General features: G+C 69.9%; 14 protein-coding genes. 6 read left to right on the top strand and 8 right to left on the bottom strand.

Going from position 1 to position 15,773, the window contains the following annotated elements:
- Positions 1–5: 5 nt before the first annotated feature.
- Positions 6–713, top strand: coding sequence for an MspA family porin (locus LX14_RS19095; RefSeq protein ID WP_253648971.1), 708 nt, complete (start codon positions 6–8; stop codon positions 711–713).
- Between the two features lie 37 nt (positions 714–750).
- Positions 751–1,425 (top strand): MspA family porin, encoded by a 675-nt coding sequence (locus tag LX14_RS19090; protein WP_253648970.1) that lies wholly within the window; start codon positions 751–753, stop codon positions 1,423–1,425.
- A 54-nt stretch (positions 1,426–1,479) separates the two neighbouring features.
- Here LX14_RS19090 and LX14_RS19085 read toward each other — a convergent pair whose 3' ends face one another.
- A complete protein-coding gene (locus LX14_RS19085) occupies positions 1,480–2,541 on the bottom strand; it encodes a YncE family protein (RefSeq protein ID WP_253648969.1) in 1,062 nt (353 codons plus the stop codon).
- Between the two features lie 59 nt (positions 2,542–2,600).
- Here LX14_RS19085 and LX14_RS19080 point away from each other — a divergent pair, with 59 nt between their 5' ends.
- A complete protein-coding gene (locus tag LX14_RS19080) occupies positions 2,601–3,020 on the top strand; it encodes a VOC family protein (RefSeq protein WP_253648968.1) in 420 nt (139 codons plus the stop codon).
- A 51-nt stretch (positions 3,021–3,071) separates the two neighbouring features.
- Here the strand turns inward: LX14_RS19080 and LX14_RS19075 are convergent, their stop codons facing one another.
- Positions 3,072–4,181: an FAD-dependent oxidoreductase gene (locus tag LX14_RS19075; protein WP_253648967.1), complete on the bottom strand. Its 1,110-nt coding sequence runs from the start codon at positions 4,179–4,181 to the stop codon at positions 3,072–3,074.
- Entirely contained in the window at positions 4,178–5,062 is an 885-nt protein-coding gene (locus tag LX14_RS19070) for a DUF1295 domain-containing protein (RefSeq protein ID WP_253648966.1), read from the bottom strand. Before LX14_RS19070 ends, LX14_RS19075 begins: the two co-directional genes overlap by 4 nt.
- Before the next feature lie 100 nt (positions 5,063–5,162).
- Here LX14_RS19070 and LX14_RS19065 point away from each other — a divergent pair, with 100 nt between their 5' ends.
- Both LX14_RS19065 and LX14_RS19060 read left to right on the top strand, forming a co-directional pair.
- Positions 5,163–5,909, top strand: coding sequence for an acetoacetate decarboxylase family protein (locus LX14_RS19065; protein WP_253648965.1), 747 nt, complete (start codon positions 5,163–5,165; stop codon positions 5,907–5,909).
- Positions 5,910–5,919: 10 nt separating this feature from the next.
- Positions 5,920–8,286, top strand: a complete 2,367-nt coding sequence (locus tag LX14_RS19060) for an ATP-binding cassette domain-containing protein (protein WP_253648964.1) — start codon at positions 5,920–5,922, stop codon at positions 8,284–8,286.
- Here the strand turns inward: LX14_RS19060 and LX14_RS19055 are convergent.
- Positions 8,271–8,867, bottom strand: a complete 597-nt coding sequence (locus tag LX14_RS19055; protein WP_253648963.1) for a helix-turn-helix domain-containing protein — start codon at positions 8,865–8,867, stop codon at positions 8,271–8,273. The genes LX14_RS19060 and LX14_RS19055 overlap by 16 nt on opposite strands.
- A gap of 102 nt (positions 8,868–8,969) precedes the next feature.
- On the opposite strand from LX14_RS19055, the gene LX14_RS19050 reads away from it, so the two are divergent.
- Positions 8,970–9,920, top strand: coding sequence for an NAD(P)/FAD-dependent oxidoreductase (locus LX14_RS19050; protein WP_253648962.1), 951 nt, complete (start codon positions 8,970–8,972; stop codon positions 9,918–9,920).
- On the opposite strand, the gene LX14_RS19045 is transcribed toward LX14_RS19050, so the two are convergent.
- Genes LX14_RS19045 through LX14_RS19030 form a run of 4 tightly spaced genes read right to left on the bottom strand, consistent with a single transcriptional unit; the run spans position 9,913 to position 15,662 of the window.
- A complete protein-coding gene (locus tag LX14_RS19045) occupies positions 9,913–12,237 on the bottom strand; it encodes a thiamine pyrophosphate-binding protein (protein ID WP_253648961.1) in 2,325 nt (774 codons plus the stop codon). The two genes, LX14_RS19050 and LX14_RS19045, sit on opposite strands and share 8 nt — an antisense overlap.
- A complete protein-coding gene (locus LX14_RS19040) occupies positions 12,218–14,065 on the bottom strand; it encodes an FAD-dependent monooxygenase (RefSeq protein ID WP_253648960.1) in 1,848 nt (615 codons plus the stop codon). The genes LX14_RS19045 and LX14_RS19040 overlap by 20 nt, the downstream gene beginning before the upstream one ends.
- Positions 14,062–14,688: a VOC family protein gene (locus LX14_RS19035; RefSeq protein ID WP_253648959.1), complete on the bottom strand. Its 627-nt coding sequence runs from the start codon at positions 14,686–14,688 to the stop codon at positions 14,062–14,064. The genes LX14_RS19040 and LX14_RS19035 overlap by 4 nt, the downstream gene beginning before the upstream one ends.
- Positions 14,685–15,662, bottom strand: a complete 978-nt coding sequence (locus LX14_RS19030) for a fumarylacetoacetate hydrolase family protein (RefSeq protein WP_253648958.1) — start codon at positions 15,660–15,662, stop codon at positions 14,685–14,687. The genes LX14_RS19035 and LX14_RS19030 overlap by 4 nt, the downstream gene beginning before the upstream one ends.
- Positions 15,663–15,773: the final 111 nt, after the last annotated feature.

Genomic DNA, 15,773 nt, shown 5'->3' with positions numbered 1-15,773 from the left:
ATCAGATGAGCAAGAACTCCACCGCGCTCCGGCGAGCAGCCTCGCTGGGGACGATGGCCGTGATCGGCGCGACGGCCGTCGGTCTCGTGTCGCAGGGCGCGGCCAACGCCGACACCTTCGTCAAGCTGCCCAACGGCGCCATCCGCGGTGACGACGGCATCGTCCTCGCCCGCAGCAACGAGACCGCCCAGATCTCGCCGTCGCTCGCCGCGAACGGCATCGGTCGGACCGCGTGGGTCTCCGCTGACATCACCCTGTCCGCCCCGAACCTGCAGGCCAAGAAGGCCGGCCCGAACCGTGGCGCCCAGAGCGAGAGCAGCTCCACCTCCGGCACTCTCGGGACGAACTCGACCGAGACCAACGGTGCCGCGGCCACCCTGTCGACCGGCTACATCGTCGGCTGCCAGGTCGCGGTCGGGAACCTGACGCTCGGCGGCGGCCTGTCGGTCAACAACATCGGCGCGGCCCTGCCCACCGCCACCCTCAACGGGTCGTTCTCGCTCCCGCTGACGCCCGGCGCGGTGTCCTTCGTGGTCGTCAACTCGAAGAACATCGAGAAGAAGGGCACCTACTACATCTCCTACGACCGCGCACAGCTGCAGGTCCAGGGCTGCGGCGGGTACGCGCAGGCCCGGTCGTTCTCCGTGGTCGAGACCACGGGTGAGGACCAGCAGAAGGTCACCCTGTACGGCAAGCCGTTCTCCATCGGCTGACCCCACCATCCACGAACCGCAGAGACACAAGGAAACGATGAACATGTCCCACAAGGTTTCTCGCCGCGCACTCGGGGTCGCCGGCACCAGCGCAGCCCTCGCGGCGACCGCCGCGCTGCTGGCACAGGGCTCGGCCAACGCCGACGTCTTCGTCAAGCTGCCCGACCAGGCCCAGAGCACCACCCTCCAGGACGGCACCAAGGTGTCGATCACCCGCACGGGTGAGACGGCGGTCGTGGCACCGTCGCTGGGCGGCACCCCACTGCACCGCGCCGCGCAGGTCTCCGCGCGGTACCAGGTGACCTCCAGCAAGAAGGCGAAGATCCGCATCCAGGCCGGGTACATCGTCGGTTGCCAGGTCAACATCTCGAGCGTGTCGGGCGGCGGCACCGGCGCCACCACCGAGAACCTCGCCGGCACCAGCAGCGCCACCGGCAGCGGCGCGAACACGTCGCTCGTCCTCGGACCGGGGCAGGCGACGCAGTACTACATCAACCAGGTGGAGAAGGCCGACGACTTCGGCGCACAGCAGTACACCAACAACGTCGACTACGAGGGCACCAAGCTCAAGCTCAGCTACACCGGCTCTCAGCTGCAGCTGACCGGCTGCGCCGGGTACGCCCAGGCCCGCTCGATCGCGGTCGTGCGCGTGCGCACCTCCAACGTCGACAAGCAGGTCACGTTCTACGGACGCCCCTTCAGCATCGGCTGAGGCGACCCCGATCACCGCGATGCCCCCGGCGTTCTCGCCGGGGGCATCGTCGTGTCAGCGGGGCAGCAGGTTCGCGGAGATGAACTGCAGGGAGCTGGCGCCGCCGGGGGCGCTGCCGGTCACCAGCACGGTCCCCGTCGTCGGGTCCGCGGCGACCGAATTGGGTTGTTGCACGGTTGGAACCGTCCCACGGACGCGGGGGCGGGCCGGATCGCTCATGTCGATCACCTGCAGCGTGTTGGTGGCCGTGGACGTGACGAACAGGGTCTTCGTGGCGGCCTGGTAGGCCAACCCGTAGGGCTTGCCGGCAGTGGGTATCCGGGCGACGTCGACGACCTGGGGGGTGATCCGCTCGACGAGGACGGCGCCGCCGTCGGTGTCGGCGAACGCGACGAGTCCGTCGGAGAGCGCCTGCGCATGGGTGAGTCGGACGCCGATGCGTTTGGTCGCCACCTCCGTGCGCGTGGTGCCGTCGTAGACGAAGACCCCGTTGCCCTGGACGTCGGCCATCGCCGCGTATCGGCCGACCGCGGCGACGCCGCCGGGTTGTGGGGGGCCGGCCGGCAGTGACGCGACCACCCGACCGTCCTTGATGAACAGGGCACCGCCACCGTGTTCGTTGGTACCCACGTAGGTGCCGTCGGACGTGAGGACGACGTCGTGCGGGAGGTTGCCGACGTTGCGCGCGATCGGTCCGAACTGTCCGTCGAACGTCATCGTGGTGACGATGTCGGCCGTCTCCAGCGGCAGGATCACGGGCCCGTCCGGTGTCGCCAGTTCGAGATGGCGGGGCGCGCCCTGGGTGGGGACGGTGCGGATGACCGCCTGCCGGGCCACGTCCACCAACGCGATCCCGTCGGGTCGACGGACGCCGACGGCGGCGATCCCGGCGGTGCCGACCTGCACGCCCTCGGGCTCGTTGCCCACGGCCACGATGGTCCCGACGGGCCGGGTGGTCGGTGCCGGGGCCACCGCGGGCTCGGCCGCGACCGGTGTCGACGAGGTGCCCGCCGAGCCCGATCCCGATCCGTCCCCGTCGCCGCATGCCGACACCAGGCCGAGGCACAGCAGCAGGGCGAGGGAATGAACTGCCGTCGATCGTGTCTTGGAACCCATGACCCCAGTGTGCCCGGCTCACCGACGAGCCGAGCGCCATCCAACTGCAAGGAGCGATTGTGACCATCGCAGCAACGGCTTTCCACCACGTGCGGATCACGGTGCGCGACATCGCCGCGTCGCGGAAGTTCTACGACGACGTGTTCGGGTTCGATGTCGCCTACGAACTGCCCGACGACGCGGATCAGGACACCCAGGACCAGCTCTGGTTCCTCTTCGGCGGGGTGATCTACCAGTTCCCGGGTGGTCTGTTCGGCCTGCGGCCCGTCGGGGACGACGCGTTCGACGAGGACCGGACCGGACTGGATCACGTGAGCTTCTCGGTCGACAGCTACTCGGCACTCGAGGACGCGGTCGCCACCCTCGACCGACTGGGTGTCGAGCACGGCGAGATCAAGGACGCCGGCGGCATCTCGATCCTCGAGTTCCGCGATCCCGACAACATCGCACTGGAGCTCACAGGTCCGGCCAAGAGCTGACCCCAGGGCACACCGACATCCTGACCCCGACCGTCCGCCGGACGGTCGGGGTCAGTCGCGTATGCCGCCGTAGATCCCGCGGGACACCACCCAGGGGCGCAGGACGCGGTCGTGCGCCCATCGGGGGATGCGGATGCCGTGGCCGGTGGGGGTGAAGATCTCCAGTCCGTCGTCCTGGGGACCCAGCACGGATCCCCACCGCGTCGAGCGCGGGCGGTAGCGGCGCAGACGACGACCGGCCAGGTCGGCGCGGACGTTGCGGGCGACCAGCCGGTCGGCACGATTGCGCGCCGACCCCCGCAGCACGTCGGTGGCGGCCACGTCGCCGACCGCGAACACATGGGGCATGCCCGGCACGCGGAGGTGCTCGTCGACGCGGACGAAACCCGCCGGGTCGAGAATCTCGTCGGGGAGCCATCCGGTGTGCGGTGTCGCGCGACCGATCGCCCACACGACGGCATCGGCGGCGACGGGATCCTGACCCGTCGACCACTCGACGACGCCGGGCCCGATGTCGGCGCGGTCCGCGCCCATCGGCACGACCGCCCGATGTCCGGGGTGCAGGCTCACGCCGAGATCGACGAGGCGGGTCCGCACCGTCGACCATGTCCGCACGTGATGGCCGACGAGGGCTCGCTCGCCCGGGAACCACAGTCCCACCGTCGCGGTGGGTGTCCGTGCGGCGATCCCGGCCGCGGCGGCGACGGCGGCCGCACCGCCACCGACGACCGCGATGGTCCGCGCGGCACCGATCGTCTCGTGGTGCGCACGCAACCGCCGGTCCACCTCGTCGGCGTCGGCCACGTCCGGTGACCGCCAGAAGCCGTTCGTGACACCGGTGGCGATCACCAGCGCGTCCCACGATCGGGTGGTCCGTCCACCGTCGGCGGCGGTGACGGCCACCGTCCTGTCGCGGGCGTCGACGGAATCGACGGTGCCGTGCACGATCTCGACGCCGTCGAGCCTCCGGAAGCGGTCGTAGGGAACCCAGTAGTCGCGCGACCACCGCAGGGGGTCGCTCAGACGCAGGCCGAGTTCCTGGCCGCTGACCAGTCCGGGCGACGGTCCGACCCCGACGACGTCGACGTGGGGGGCGAGATGCATCGCGGTGAGCACCCCGACGTCGCCCATGCCCGCGACGACGACGGTCGGGCGGCTCACCGCGACGCGGCGGACCGTGGTGGGCGGGGGACGAACCGCGGAACCCGCTCGATCACCTCGGCGTACGTCGGCCGCGAGGCGAGGCTGCGCTCCTCCATCATCGGGATGCTGGCACCGAGGAACATGGCGAGCATCGCGCCGGCGCCGATCCAGGACCACCACGCGTCGGCCGGTGCAGCGGCGGCCCCGAGCAGATAGAGGCCCAGCCAGAACCCGAACTCGCCGAAGTAGTTGGGGTGACGCGACCACGCCCACAGTCCGCGATCCATCGCCTGGCCCGGCTCCTTGACGGCCACGAACCGTCGCATCTGATGATCGGCCGCCCACTCGAGGGCGATCGCCGCGAGCGTCACGATCGCCGCGAGCACCACCAACCACGGCAGGTCGACAGGGCGTCGGGTGACGGCGAGGTACAGGGGGATCGAGCCCAGGAACACCTGCACCGTGGGGATCAGGTGGATCGCCACGAGGTCGGCCGCGAACCCCCACCGTCCGGCCCGCTCCCGCAGCATCGGGTACCGCCAGTCCTCATGGTGCAGACCCGGGAACCCGATCGCCCAGTTGGCGGTCAACCGCACCGCCCAGATCATCACGACGACCACCGTCGCCCAGGCCGCGGCGTCGGCGATCCCGGCGTCGGAGCGCCACCACCAGTACACGGCGAGCAGCGGCGGGACCACACTCCAGTACGCGTCGTAGAAGCTCGAGTTGTGGTGCACACGGCTCGCGAGGAACACGACCAGCGTCGCGAGGACGTCGGCGATTCCCGCGTCCCACAGAGCCGACGACGTCCGCGGACCGAGCCCCAGCCACAGCACCGCGACCGCGAGCGCCAGCACGTATGCGGCGACGACCCGGACGAACGATGCGCGCCTGCTCATGAGGCGATGGTGCCCCATTCGAGACCGCCGGTATCGCAATTCGCCGCACCGGGACCACCCGTCGTGTTTGTCTGGTCCGCGACGAGAGGTGGACACGACCATGACAGCGCGAGCCGAGACGTACACGGTCCTGGGGCGGGAGGTGGCGTCGCCGGTCGAGATCCGGCACGCGACGGCGTTCACGGCGATGGTCTCGGTCTCGGCCGAGGCCGTCGCGACGCTGCTCGAGCCGACGGGGTTGAGCGCCATGACCTGGCGTCCGGGCCGTGCACTGTGCGCGATCGTGTTCGTCGACTACGTCGACGGTGACCTGGGCCCGTACAACGAGTTCGGTGTCTGTTTCCTGGTGCACCACCACCGACCCGGCGCGGGGGCGAGCGGGATGCGCGCACTGCTGCGTGGCGAGGTGTGCGCCTACATCCACCGGCTCCCGGTCGACGGTGACTTCACCCTCGCGGCGGGGCGCGAGATCTGGGGGTTCCCGAAGACCCTCGCCGACTTCGACTGCCGCCACCGATCCGTGCGACCCCACGGCAGCGTGCGCGCCGACGGCCGCGAGATCGTCGACCTCCGACTGGGGCGGGGTCTGTCGGTGCCGGACTCGTCCTCGTCGACGACCCTGACCGCCTACTCCCACCTCGACTCCACCCTGCGCGCGACGCCGTGGACGATGCGTGCCGCCTCGGTCCGGACGCGACCGGGTGGCGCACGCATCTCGCTGGGGGACCATCCCATCGCCGACGAACTCCGTGGACTCGACATCGGGACGACCCTCATGTCGTCCTCCATCGGCCACCTGTCGATGACGTTCGGCGACGCCGAGGTGGTCCACCCCGACGCCCGTTAGGGTTCCTCGCATGACCACCGCGGGAACACATGTCGCCGACGCGCACGATCTGATCCGCGTACGCGGTGCACGCGTGAACAACCTGCGCGACGTCGATCTCGACCTGCCCAAGCGTCGACTGACCGTGTTCACCGGTGTGTCCGGCTCCGGCAAGAGCTCCCTCGTCTTCGGCACCATCGCCGCCGAGTCCCAACGGATGATCAACGAGACCTACAGCGCCTTCGTGCAGGGCTTCATGCCCACGCTCGCCCGTCCCGACGTCGACCTCCTCGAGAACCTGACGACGGCGATCATCGTCGACCAGGAACGCATGGGCGCGAACGTCCGGTCCACCGTCGGCACCGCGACCGACGCCAACGCGATGTTGCGCATCCTCTTCAGCAGGCTCGGGACCCCGTACATCGGTTCGCAGCAGGCGTTCTCGTTCAACGTCGCATCGGTGAGCGGTGCCGGCGCCGTGACCGTCGAGAAGGCCGGGCGCACCGTGAAGCAGCGGGCGTCGTTCGAGGTCACCGGCGGGATGTGCCCGCGGTGCGAGGGTCGGGGTGCTGTGTCCGACTTCGACCTCACCGCGCTCTACGACGACTCGAAGTCCCTCTCGGAGGGCGCACTGACGATCCCCGGCTACACGATGGACGGCTGGTACGGCCGCATCTTCCGGGGCTGCGGGTTCTTCGACGCGGACACGCCGATCGCGCAGTTCACCAAGCGTGAGCTCGACGCGTTGCTCTACAAGGAACCGACGCGCATCAAGGTCGAGGGCATCAACGTCACCTACGAGGGGCTGATCCCCAAGATCCAGAAGTCCATGCTCAGCAAGGACCGCGAGGCGATGCAGCCGCACATCCGGGCGTTCGTCGACCGGGCGATCACCTTCGACACCTGCCCGGACTGCGACGGGACCCGGCTGTCCGCGCTCGCCCGGTCCTCGCTGATCCGTGGCAAGAGCATCGCCGACGTCTGTGCTCTGCAGATCAGTGACCTCGCCGACTGGGTCGCCGCGCTCGACGAACCGTCGGTGGCGCCGTTGCTCACCGCGCTGCGGCAGACCCTCGACTCGTTCGTCGAGATCGGGCTGGGCTACCTGTCGCTCGATCGCCCCGCCGGCACGCTGTCCGGCGGAGAGGCGCAGCGCACCAAGCTGATCCGCCATCTCGGGTCGTCGTTGACCGACATCACCTACGTGTTCGACGAACCCACCATCGGCCTCCACCCGCACGACATCGCCCGGATGAACGACCTGCTGATCGCGTTGCGCGACAAGGGGAACACCGTCCTGGTGGTGGAGCACAAGCCCGAGGCCATCGCCATCGCCGACCATGTCGTCGACCTCGGACCCGGCGCGGGCACCGAGGGCGGGACGATCACCTTCACCGGTTCGGTCGAGGAGTTGCGTGCGAGTGACACCGTCACCGGTCGCCACCTCGACGACCGGTCGAGCGTGAAGCCCACCGTCCGCACGCCCACCGGCAGCCTGCAGGTCCGGGGTGCGACCACCCACAACCTCCGGGACGTCGACGTGGACATCCCACTCGGTGTCCTCGTCGTCGTCACCGGTGTTGCGGGGTCAGGCAAGAGTTCTCTGGTCACCGGTTCCGTCGCGCGCCGGGACGGCGTGGTCACGATCGACCAGGCCGCCATCAAAGGGTCCCGCCGCAGCAACCCGGCGACGTACACCGGCCTGCTCGAGCCGATCCGCAAGGCGTTCGCGAAGGCCAACGGCGTGAAACCCGCGCTGTTCTCGCCCAACTCCGAGGGTGCGTGCCCGGCCTGCAACGGTGCCGGGGTCGTCTACTCCGACCTGGCGATCATGGCGGGCATCGCGACCACGTGCGAGGTCTGCGAGGGACGACGGTTCCTCGCGGAGGTCCTCGAGTTGACACTGAACGGCCGTGACATCAGCGAGGTGTTGTCGATGTCGGTCGCGCAGGCGGGTGAGTTCTTCGCGGCCGCGGAGTCGAAGGTCCCCGCGGCACAGAAGATCCTCGCGAGGCTCGACGACGTGGGCCTGGCCTATCTGCGGTTGGGGCAGCCACTGACGACGCTGTCGGGGGGAGAACGTCAGCGGCTCAAACTCGCGTCACAGATGGGCGCCACGGGCGACGTCTACGTCCTCGACGAGCCCACGACCGGGCTGCACCTCGCCGACGTGGAGCAGCTCCTCGGTCTGCTCGACCGGCTCGTCGACGCCGGCCGCAGCGTGATCGTCATCGAGCACCACCAGGCCGTGATGGCACATGCGGACTGGATCATCGATCTCGGGCCCGGTGCCGGACACGACGGTGGGCGCGTCGTGTTCGAGGGGACACCCGGCGATCTCGTCGCCGCACGCTCCACGCTGACCGGGGAACACCTCGCGGCCTACGTCGGCGTCTGACGCCCCGGCGGCGCGGCACGCAGGTGGGCGCGCTCGCCCTGTTTGCCGAACAGGCTGAGGAACTCGACCGCCCGGCCGTCGGCGGTGCCGAACCAGTGGGGGAGTCGGGTGTCGAACTCGGCGGCCTCGCCGGCGGTCAGGACGACGTCGTGCTCGCCGAGGACGAGGCGCAACCGGCCGTCGAGGACGTAAAGCCACTCGTACCCGGTGTGGGTGCGGGGCGACGGTTCGACGCCGGGGTCGGACGGGTCGAGGACGATCTTGAACGCCTGGATGCCACCCGGCCGGCGGGTCAACGGCAGGACGGTCCGATCACCGGCGCGGGTCGCGCGCAACGCGACCCGCGGATCCCCGGTGAACGGTGCGTCGACGAGCTCGTCGAGGGTCACGCCGTACACGCGCGCCAGCGGGAGCAGCAGTTCGAGGCTCGCGCGCCGACCGCCGGACTCCAGTCGGGACAGCGTGCTGCGCGAGATCCCGGTCTGCGTCGACACCTCCTCGAGCGTGAGGTCACGGTGCTGACGGAGTTCGCGCAGGCGGGGACCCGCCGCGGCGATGGCCTGGTCGGTCTCGTGGTCCATGGTCGCGAGTGTGCCATAACCGGGAAGATGTTTGCTGAAAGCGACGTTTGTCGCTGATGATCGTGAACAGACCGCGGTGGTCGGGCGACGGACAGGAGTGACATGAACGGGTACGACGCAGATGTCGTGGTGATCGGCGGTGGGGCCGCCGGGCTCAACGGCGCTCTCATGCTGGTGCGGTCGCGGCGGCAGGTGATCGTCGTCGACGCCGGGGAACCGCGCAATGCCCCGGCGCACGGCGTGCACGGACTGCTCGGCCGGGAGGGCATGCCCCCGGCGGAGTTGCTGGCCGCGGGTCGCTCCGAGGTGCAGGGCTACGGCGGTGCGGTGGTGCAGGACCGGGTCACCTCCCTGCGGCGGGACGATGCGTCCGCACTCGTCGTCACGTTGCGCGGTGGGCGGGTGCTGCGTGCGCGCCGCGTGCTCATCGCGACGGGTCTCGTCGACGTCCTCCCGCCGATCCCCGGGATGGCCGACCTCTGGGGTGTCGACGTCCTGCACTGTCCCTACTGTCACGGGTGGGAGGTGCGCGACACGGCGATCGGTGTGCTTGCGACCGGCCCCGCCTCGCCGCATCACGGGCTGTTGTTCCGACAGCTGTCGGACGACATCGTCTACTTCACGAACGGGATGTCGCTGCCGGCGGACCTCGCGGAGCAGTTCGCCGCGCTCGACGTGACCGTCGTCGACGGCGTCGTGACCGCGCTCGACACCCGGGACGGGCGGCTCACCGGCGTCCGCCTCGACGACGGGTCGCTGGTGGCCCGCACCGCCCTCGCGGTCGCCACGACACTCCAGGCCCGCGTCGACTTCGCCCGCGACATCGGTCTGGTACCTGTCGAGCACTCGATGGGCGTCGGTCATCACATCCCCGCGGGGCCCACCGGCCAGACGGACACCGCGGGGGTGTGGGTGGCGGGCAACGTGACCGATCTGATGGCCCAGGTCGGCGCGTCCGCGGCGCAGGGAGCGCTGGCCGGGGCGCACATCAACGCCGACCTCGTCGCCGAGGACGCCCGCCGTGCCGTGCAGGCTCGGGCCGCCGTCAGCTGACGGCGTCGAGGGTCGCGCGGATGATGCTGTCGGTGTCGATCCCGTGGTGTCGGTACGTGTCGTCGAGGGCGCCGGCCTGTCCGAAACTCGCGACCCCCAGGGCCTTCAGGGGGACCCGGTTGATCGTCGCGAGGAACGCGAGGGTGTGCGGGTGCCCGTCCAGGACGGTCACCATGGGTGCCGCGCGGTCGGCGGGGAACACGCTGTCGAGGATCCAGGTGGGGGAGTCGTGCCGACCGTCGCGGGCCTGCAGTGCCGCGAACAGCAACCCGGGGCTGGTCACGCAGACGACGTCCACGTCGATCCCCATGTCCGCCAGTCGATCCGCGGCGCGGATCGCCTCGGTCGCCATCGCCCCCATCGTCACCAGGGTCGCGGCGGGGATGTCGGCCGATCGCAGGACGTACGCGCCGGCGACGACCTGACGGCGTCGTCGCTCACGGGCGGCCGGGTCCGCGGGGATGTCGGCCAGATGCTGTTCGACGGGTCGCGTGGACAGGCGCAGGTACGCCGAACGGCCGTCGGGACGTCCGAGGTGGGCCAGGCAGTCCAACAGGATCCACTGCACCTCGATCGCGAAGGCCGGTTCGTAGGTGATGCAGCCCGGCTGCTCGAGACCGACCGACGGTGTCGTGACCGACTGGTGTGCACCGCCTTCGGATGCCAGGCTGACCCCCGACGGGGTGCCGACGAGGATGGACTGGCCACCGGCGTAGACGCCGAACGACCACGGCTCGAGAGCGCGCTCGACGAACGGGTCGTACAGGACCCCGATCGGCAGCAACGGCTGGCCCCAGCGACTCCAGGTGGCCCCGAGTTCGGCGAGCAGTCCGACCAGGTTGGTCTCGGCGATGCCGAGCTCCATGTGCTGTCCGGTCGGCCGTTCGCGCCAGTGCATGATCGTCTCGGCGTCGTCGGCGAACCAGTCCTGTCGTTCCGCGGCCGACCACACCCCGACCTTGTTCAGCCACCCGGCGAGGTTCGTCGTCGAACTGACGTCCGGACTGACGGTCACCACCCGTTCGGCGATCTCCGGTGCCTCCCGGGACAGGTCGAGCAGGACGCGGCCCAGGGCGGCCTGGGTGGTGGAGGTGGCCGACGGCGTCCGGTCGACGTCGCGGGGCACCTCGAGGCGCGGGAGCGGCGGCACGGGCGGTCGTTCGAGACGCCGTGCCGTGTCCGTGCAGATCCGACCCTCGGAGGAGTCGGGATCGAATCGTCGCCAGGGGTTCTCGGTGTCCTCATCGAGCGTCGTCGCCAGGTCCGCGAACTGCTCGATGCTCAACAGCGACGAGTGGTTCTGCGGATGTCCCTGGATCGGCAGGCCGAAGCCCTTCACCGTGTAGGCCAGGATCACCGTCGGGCGGTGGTCGTCGATGCGCGCGTAGGCGTCCCGCAGGGCGTCGATGTCGTGGCCACCGAGATTGGAGACCGCGGACACGAGAGACGCGTCGTCGAGATCGGCGACGACCGCCGCGATCCGATCGGCGTCGGGGCCCTCGCCCGGTAGGCGGGTGCGGACCTCGTCGGCCGAGCATCGCAGCAGCCGTTGGTATTCGGGGTTGGGCATGTCGAGGATCCGCCGGCGCAGCGCGTCGCCACCCTCGCGGGCGAACAGGGTCTCCAACGTGCGTCCGAATGCGACGGTGAGGACCTGCCACCCCGCGGCGGAGAACATGTCCTCCAGTCGCCGGGCGGCGATGTTCGGGACCACCCGGTCCAGCGACTGACGGTTCATGTCGACGATCCACACGATCTCGCCGAGGTCGGCGACGGACGGGTCGAGGATCGCCTCCCACACCGCGCCCTCGTCGAGTTCGGCGTCCCCGACGAGCGAGTACTGCCGTCCCGTGCCGGTGGTCCCGAAGGTGGTGTCGACGTAGCGCCGGGCGATCGCCCCCCACAGGGGCGCCGTGGCGCCGATGCCGACCGAGCCGGTCGAGTAGTCGACGCGGTCGGGATCCTTGGTCCGGCTCGGATAGGACTGCAGACCGCCGTACTCGCGCAGCGTCGGCAGCCACCGCTCGTCGAGGTCACCGAGCAGGAAGTTGATCGCGTGCAGGACCGGCGAGGCGTGGGGCTTCACCGACACCCGGTCACCCGCCTGCAGCTGCCCGAACCACAGCGAGGTCATGATGTGCACCATCGAGGCGCACGAGGCCTGATGCCCGCCGACCTTCAACCCGCTGGGGTTCGGTCGAACCCGGTTGGCGTGGTGGATCATCGCCGTCGACGTCCAGAGGACGCGGTCGGCGATCGCGTCCAGCGCGACGCGGTCGGGAGTGGTCACGGCGGTGTCAGGAGCGCTGGTGGTCATGGCGGATGCCCTCCGGTCGGTCGTGCCCGTGGGCCGTCGCGGTGGTCACCAGCGGCGCCCAGCGCGTCTCGAGCAGTGCGACGAGCGACGCCGAGGAATCCTCCGCGGCGTCCTCGGAGCACCAGATGATGTGGCCGTCGCAACGGACGGCGACGGCACCTCCACGCGCTGTTCCCAGTATGCGGGCAGCAGCGTCGGGGTCCGCGCAGATCGCGGTCAGGTCGACGACGGACAGCCGCATGCCCGCCGGGACGCGCTCGCCGAGTCGCGTCTGCCAGTCGAGGGGAGTGGACGTGACGAGGGTGATCGTCGTCGGGTCCGGGTCGACCATCTGCAGCAGTGACGTCCGGTTGTCGCCGACGGCCACGGGTAGATGGGGGAGCCGACCACCGACGCGTACGGCCGGTACGTATTCGACGACGTCGTCCGGGGAGGTCTCCTCCGTCCGTCGATCACCCCCGTCGATCAGCGGACCGCCGTAGCGGTAGCCGAACTCCAGTCCGGTCGAGACGAAGTGGGGCAGCTGCGACGGGATGGCCTCGGCGGCGCGCGCCCGGACACGCCGTGCACGTGCGGAGTCCCGCCCCAGGATCGCCGTCCGCGACAGCCCGCCGCGGACCACGCCCTCGGACAGCCGGGCCGCGAGCGGGTCCGGCAACCACGTCAACGGCGCCCGTCCCATCGCGGTGGTGGCGCGGTGGAGCATCGAGTTCGTCGCACCGAAGTGTCGTGTCACCTCGTCGAGGTGGAAGTGGTTGCGGACACTGTGCTCGGCGAATCGTTCGACGACGGGTCGGCGTTCGATCTCGTAGGTGTCCAGCAGCGCGTCGTCGGCGCCGTGGTTCAGCACGGCGTCGATCTTCCAGGCCACGTTGTGTGCGTCCTGCACGCCGCTGTTCAACCCGTAGCCCCCGGTGTGCGGGAATCGGTGGGCCGCATCGCCGATGAACAGCACCCGGTCCTTGCGGAACTCCGATGCCGTCTGCGACGTCATCATCCAGGTCCCGGTCGAGACCATCTCATAGGTGTTGTCCGCGCCCAGGACAGCGGGCAGCGTCTGCGACCAGTAGCGCTCGGGGTCGGCCGCCATCGGCTGCTGCGGGTGCAGGTAGGTGCCCATCAGGATGTAGTGGTCGTCGGCGTGTGCGATGAGCACGCCGGCGAAGCGCGGCTGGTAGATCCACGTGAGCAGGGGACGCTCGGCGGGGTGCAGGTCGGGGGATCGGAAGAACGCGCTGCCCATCCGGGCCAGGACCGGTCCGGTGAGGGTGACCCCGACCGCGTCGCGTAGGGCGCTGTTCGCCCCGTCGGCCGCGACCACGTACGGCGCGGACACATCGCCGGTGTCGGTGTGCACGGTGGCGCCGGTGCCGTCCTGCGTCAGTCCGGTCACCCTTGTCCCGCGACGGAAGTCGACGAGGGGCTCGTCGTCGATTCGACGCCAGAGCGCGGGCATCAGCAGATGCTGTCCGACGTGTGAGATCAGGTGGTCGCTGTGGGACCGGACCCGCTCGAGTTGCTCGGGTTCGGACAACAGGTCGATCTCGCCGAACGCCGGTGCGCCGACGGTGGAGCACCACCGGATGAGGTTGACGTCCTCGATCGGCGGCGACATGGCCGCGATCTCCTCCGCGAGCCCGGAACCGATCTCGCGCCAGATCTCCAGCGACCGGGCGTTGATGACGTGAGCCGCGGGATGTGCGAGCGGATCGCGGCGTCGGTCGAGGACCGTGGAGGCAATCCCTCGTGACGCCAGCAGCAGGGCGAGCGTGGCACCCGAGGCGCCTGCCCCGCAGATGACGACCGGGACCTGACTCCTCGTGCTCACAGTGTCCGGAAGGTGATGGCCCGCTTGTTGACACGGGGCTTCGTGCCGGGGCGCACGCCCGCGTGGCGATGCGTCAGCGCCTCGGGGCGCTCACCGGCGCGGATGCGCTCCAACAGGTACGCCGGGTCGATCGTCACGCCGATCGGGTTGTCGGCGAACTCCGTGCTGTCGAAGAACGCCGCGGTCTCCTCCGGGGTGGGGAAGTTCTCCACCTGGAACTCGAGCCGGGTGCCGTCGGGGTCCTCGTAGTAGAGCGAGGTGGTCGGGCCGTGGTTGATGGACCAGACCGGATGGATGCCGCGTGCGGCGAGTCGCTCGTGGTTGAGCAGCAGCCTCTCCAGCGACGAGTACGTGAAGGCGAGGTGGTCGACCCCGAGCACCTTCCGCTTCAGCTTCGCCAACGGGAAGAGGCGGCGGACGATGGACGGGATCTTCACCAGGGCGAGACGATGACTCTCCTCGTCCCACGTGAGGAAGGCGATCTGACCGTCCTCGTGGACGACGCGGGCGCCGAAGACCGTCCGGTACCAGTCGATCATCTCCGTCGCCCGGGGCGTCTTGATGACGTAGTGGGCCAGGATGTCCGGTGCGAGGGCGGTGTCGCTGGGTGCGGGTGTGGTCATCGGGATGCTCCGTCCGTTGCGGTGTCGGCGACGATGGGCGTGCGCTGTTCACCCAGGTCGAGGGAACCGTCGGGAGTCCTGATGGATGCGCTGACGGTGTCGCCGGGCCGTAGGAACGGCCCGGAGGTGTTGCGCTTGATGAACAGCTGCCACATCACGTGTTCCGGCAGGATCGCGGTGGCGAGCCGGCGGACCAGGGCCGGTGGCGACTTCGCGGCGGTGCCGTGTGGGGTCCCGGTCAGCACGACGTCGCCGGGGGAGAGGTTGCAGAACGTGCTCAACTCCGACAGCGACTCCGCGGGGCGGTAGAGCAGGTTGGCGGTGGAGTCGGTCTGGCGCAGTTCGCCGTTCACGCGCAGTTCCAGCGTCAGGTCGTCGAGCAGGGCGTAGTCCGCCTCGTCGAGGACGAGCAGTTCGGGTCCGAGCGGACAGAACCCGCGGTAGCTCTTGCCTTTCAGGTACTGACCCTGCGGCAGTTGGACGTCACGGGCGGAGAGGTCGTTGCCGATGGTCACCGCGGCCACGTACCGCGGCAGGTCTGCGTCGGTGATGGTCACCGGCCCGTCGATCGTCGTCCCGATCACGAGACCGAGCTCGATCTCATGATCGAGCAATTGGACGTGCCGTGGCCGGGTGACGGGATCGTAGGGCCCCGTCACGGACGCGTCGGTCTTGTCGAAGAACAGGTTGAACGCCCGGTTGTCGGGGTCCATCCCGGACTCGATCGCGTGCTGTCGGTAGTTCGCGCCCTGGCACATGACCCGGCACGGGACGGTGATGGGGGAGATCACGTCGACCTCGGACAGTGTGTGCGTCGCCGGGCGCTCGGCGGCGGACTGCCAGTCGGCGCGGCCGCTCTCGAGCAGCGCGCCGGTCGTCGGGTAGTCGTCGGTGAGGGCGACGACGTCGTCCCCGACCACGGTGCCCCAATACGTCGAACCCTCGACGACGTAGCGGATCAATCTGGTCGCCATCGACCCTCCTCTGTTGTGAGATCCCCGTCACCGCACGGTACGGGTTCGCTGAACGTCAGTCAACGAACGACGGTCGACGGCGTGATGCCCGGTGCGCGGTCTCGTAGGATC

It is taken from the genome of Williamsia deligens (genome assembly GCF_024171765.1).
Classification (GTDB): domain Bacteria; phylum Actinomycetota; class Actinomycetes; order Mycobacteriales; family Mycobacteriaceae; genus Williamsia_A; species Williamsia_A deligens.
The sequence above is the reverse complement of the archived record's forward strand: the minus strand, read 5'-3'. Positions and strand labels throughout refer to the sequence as shown.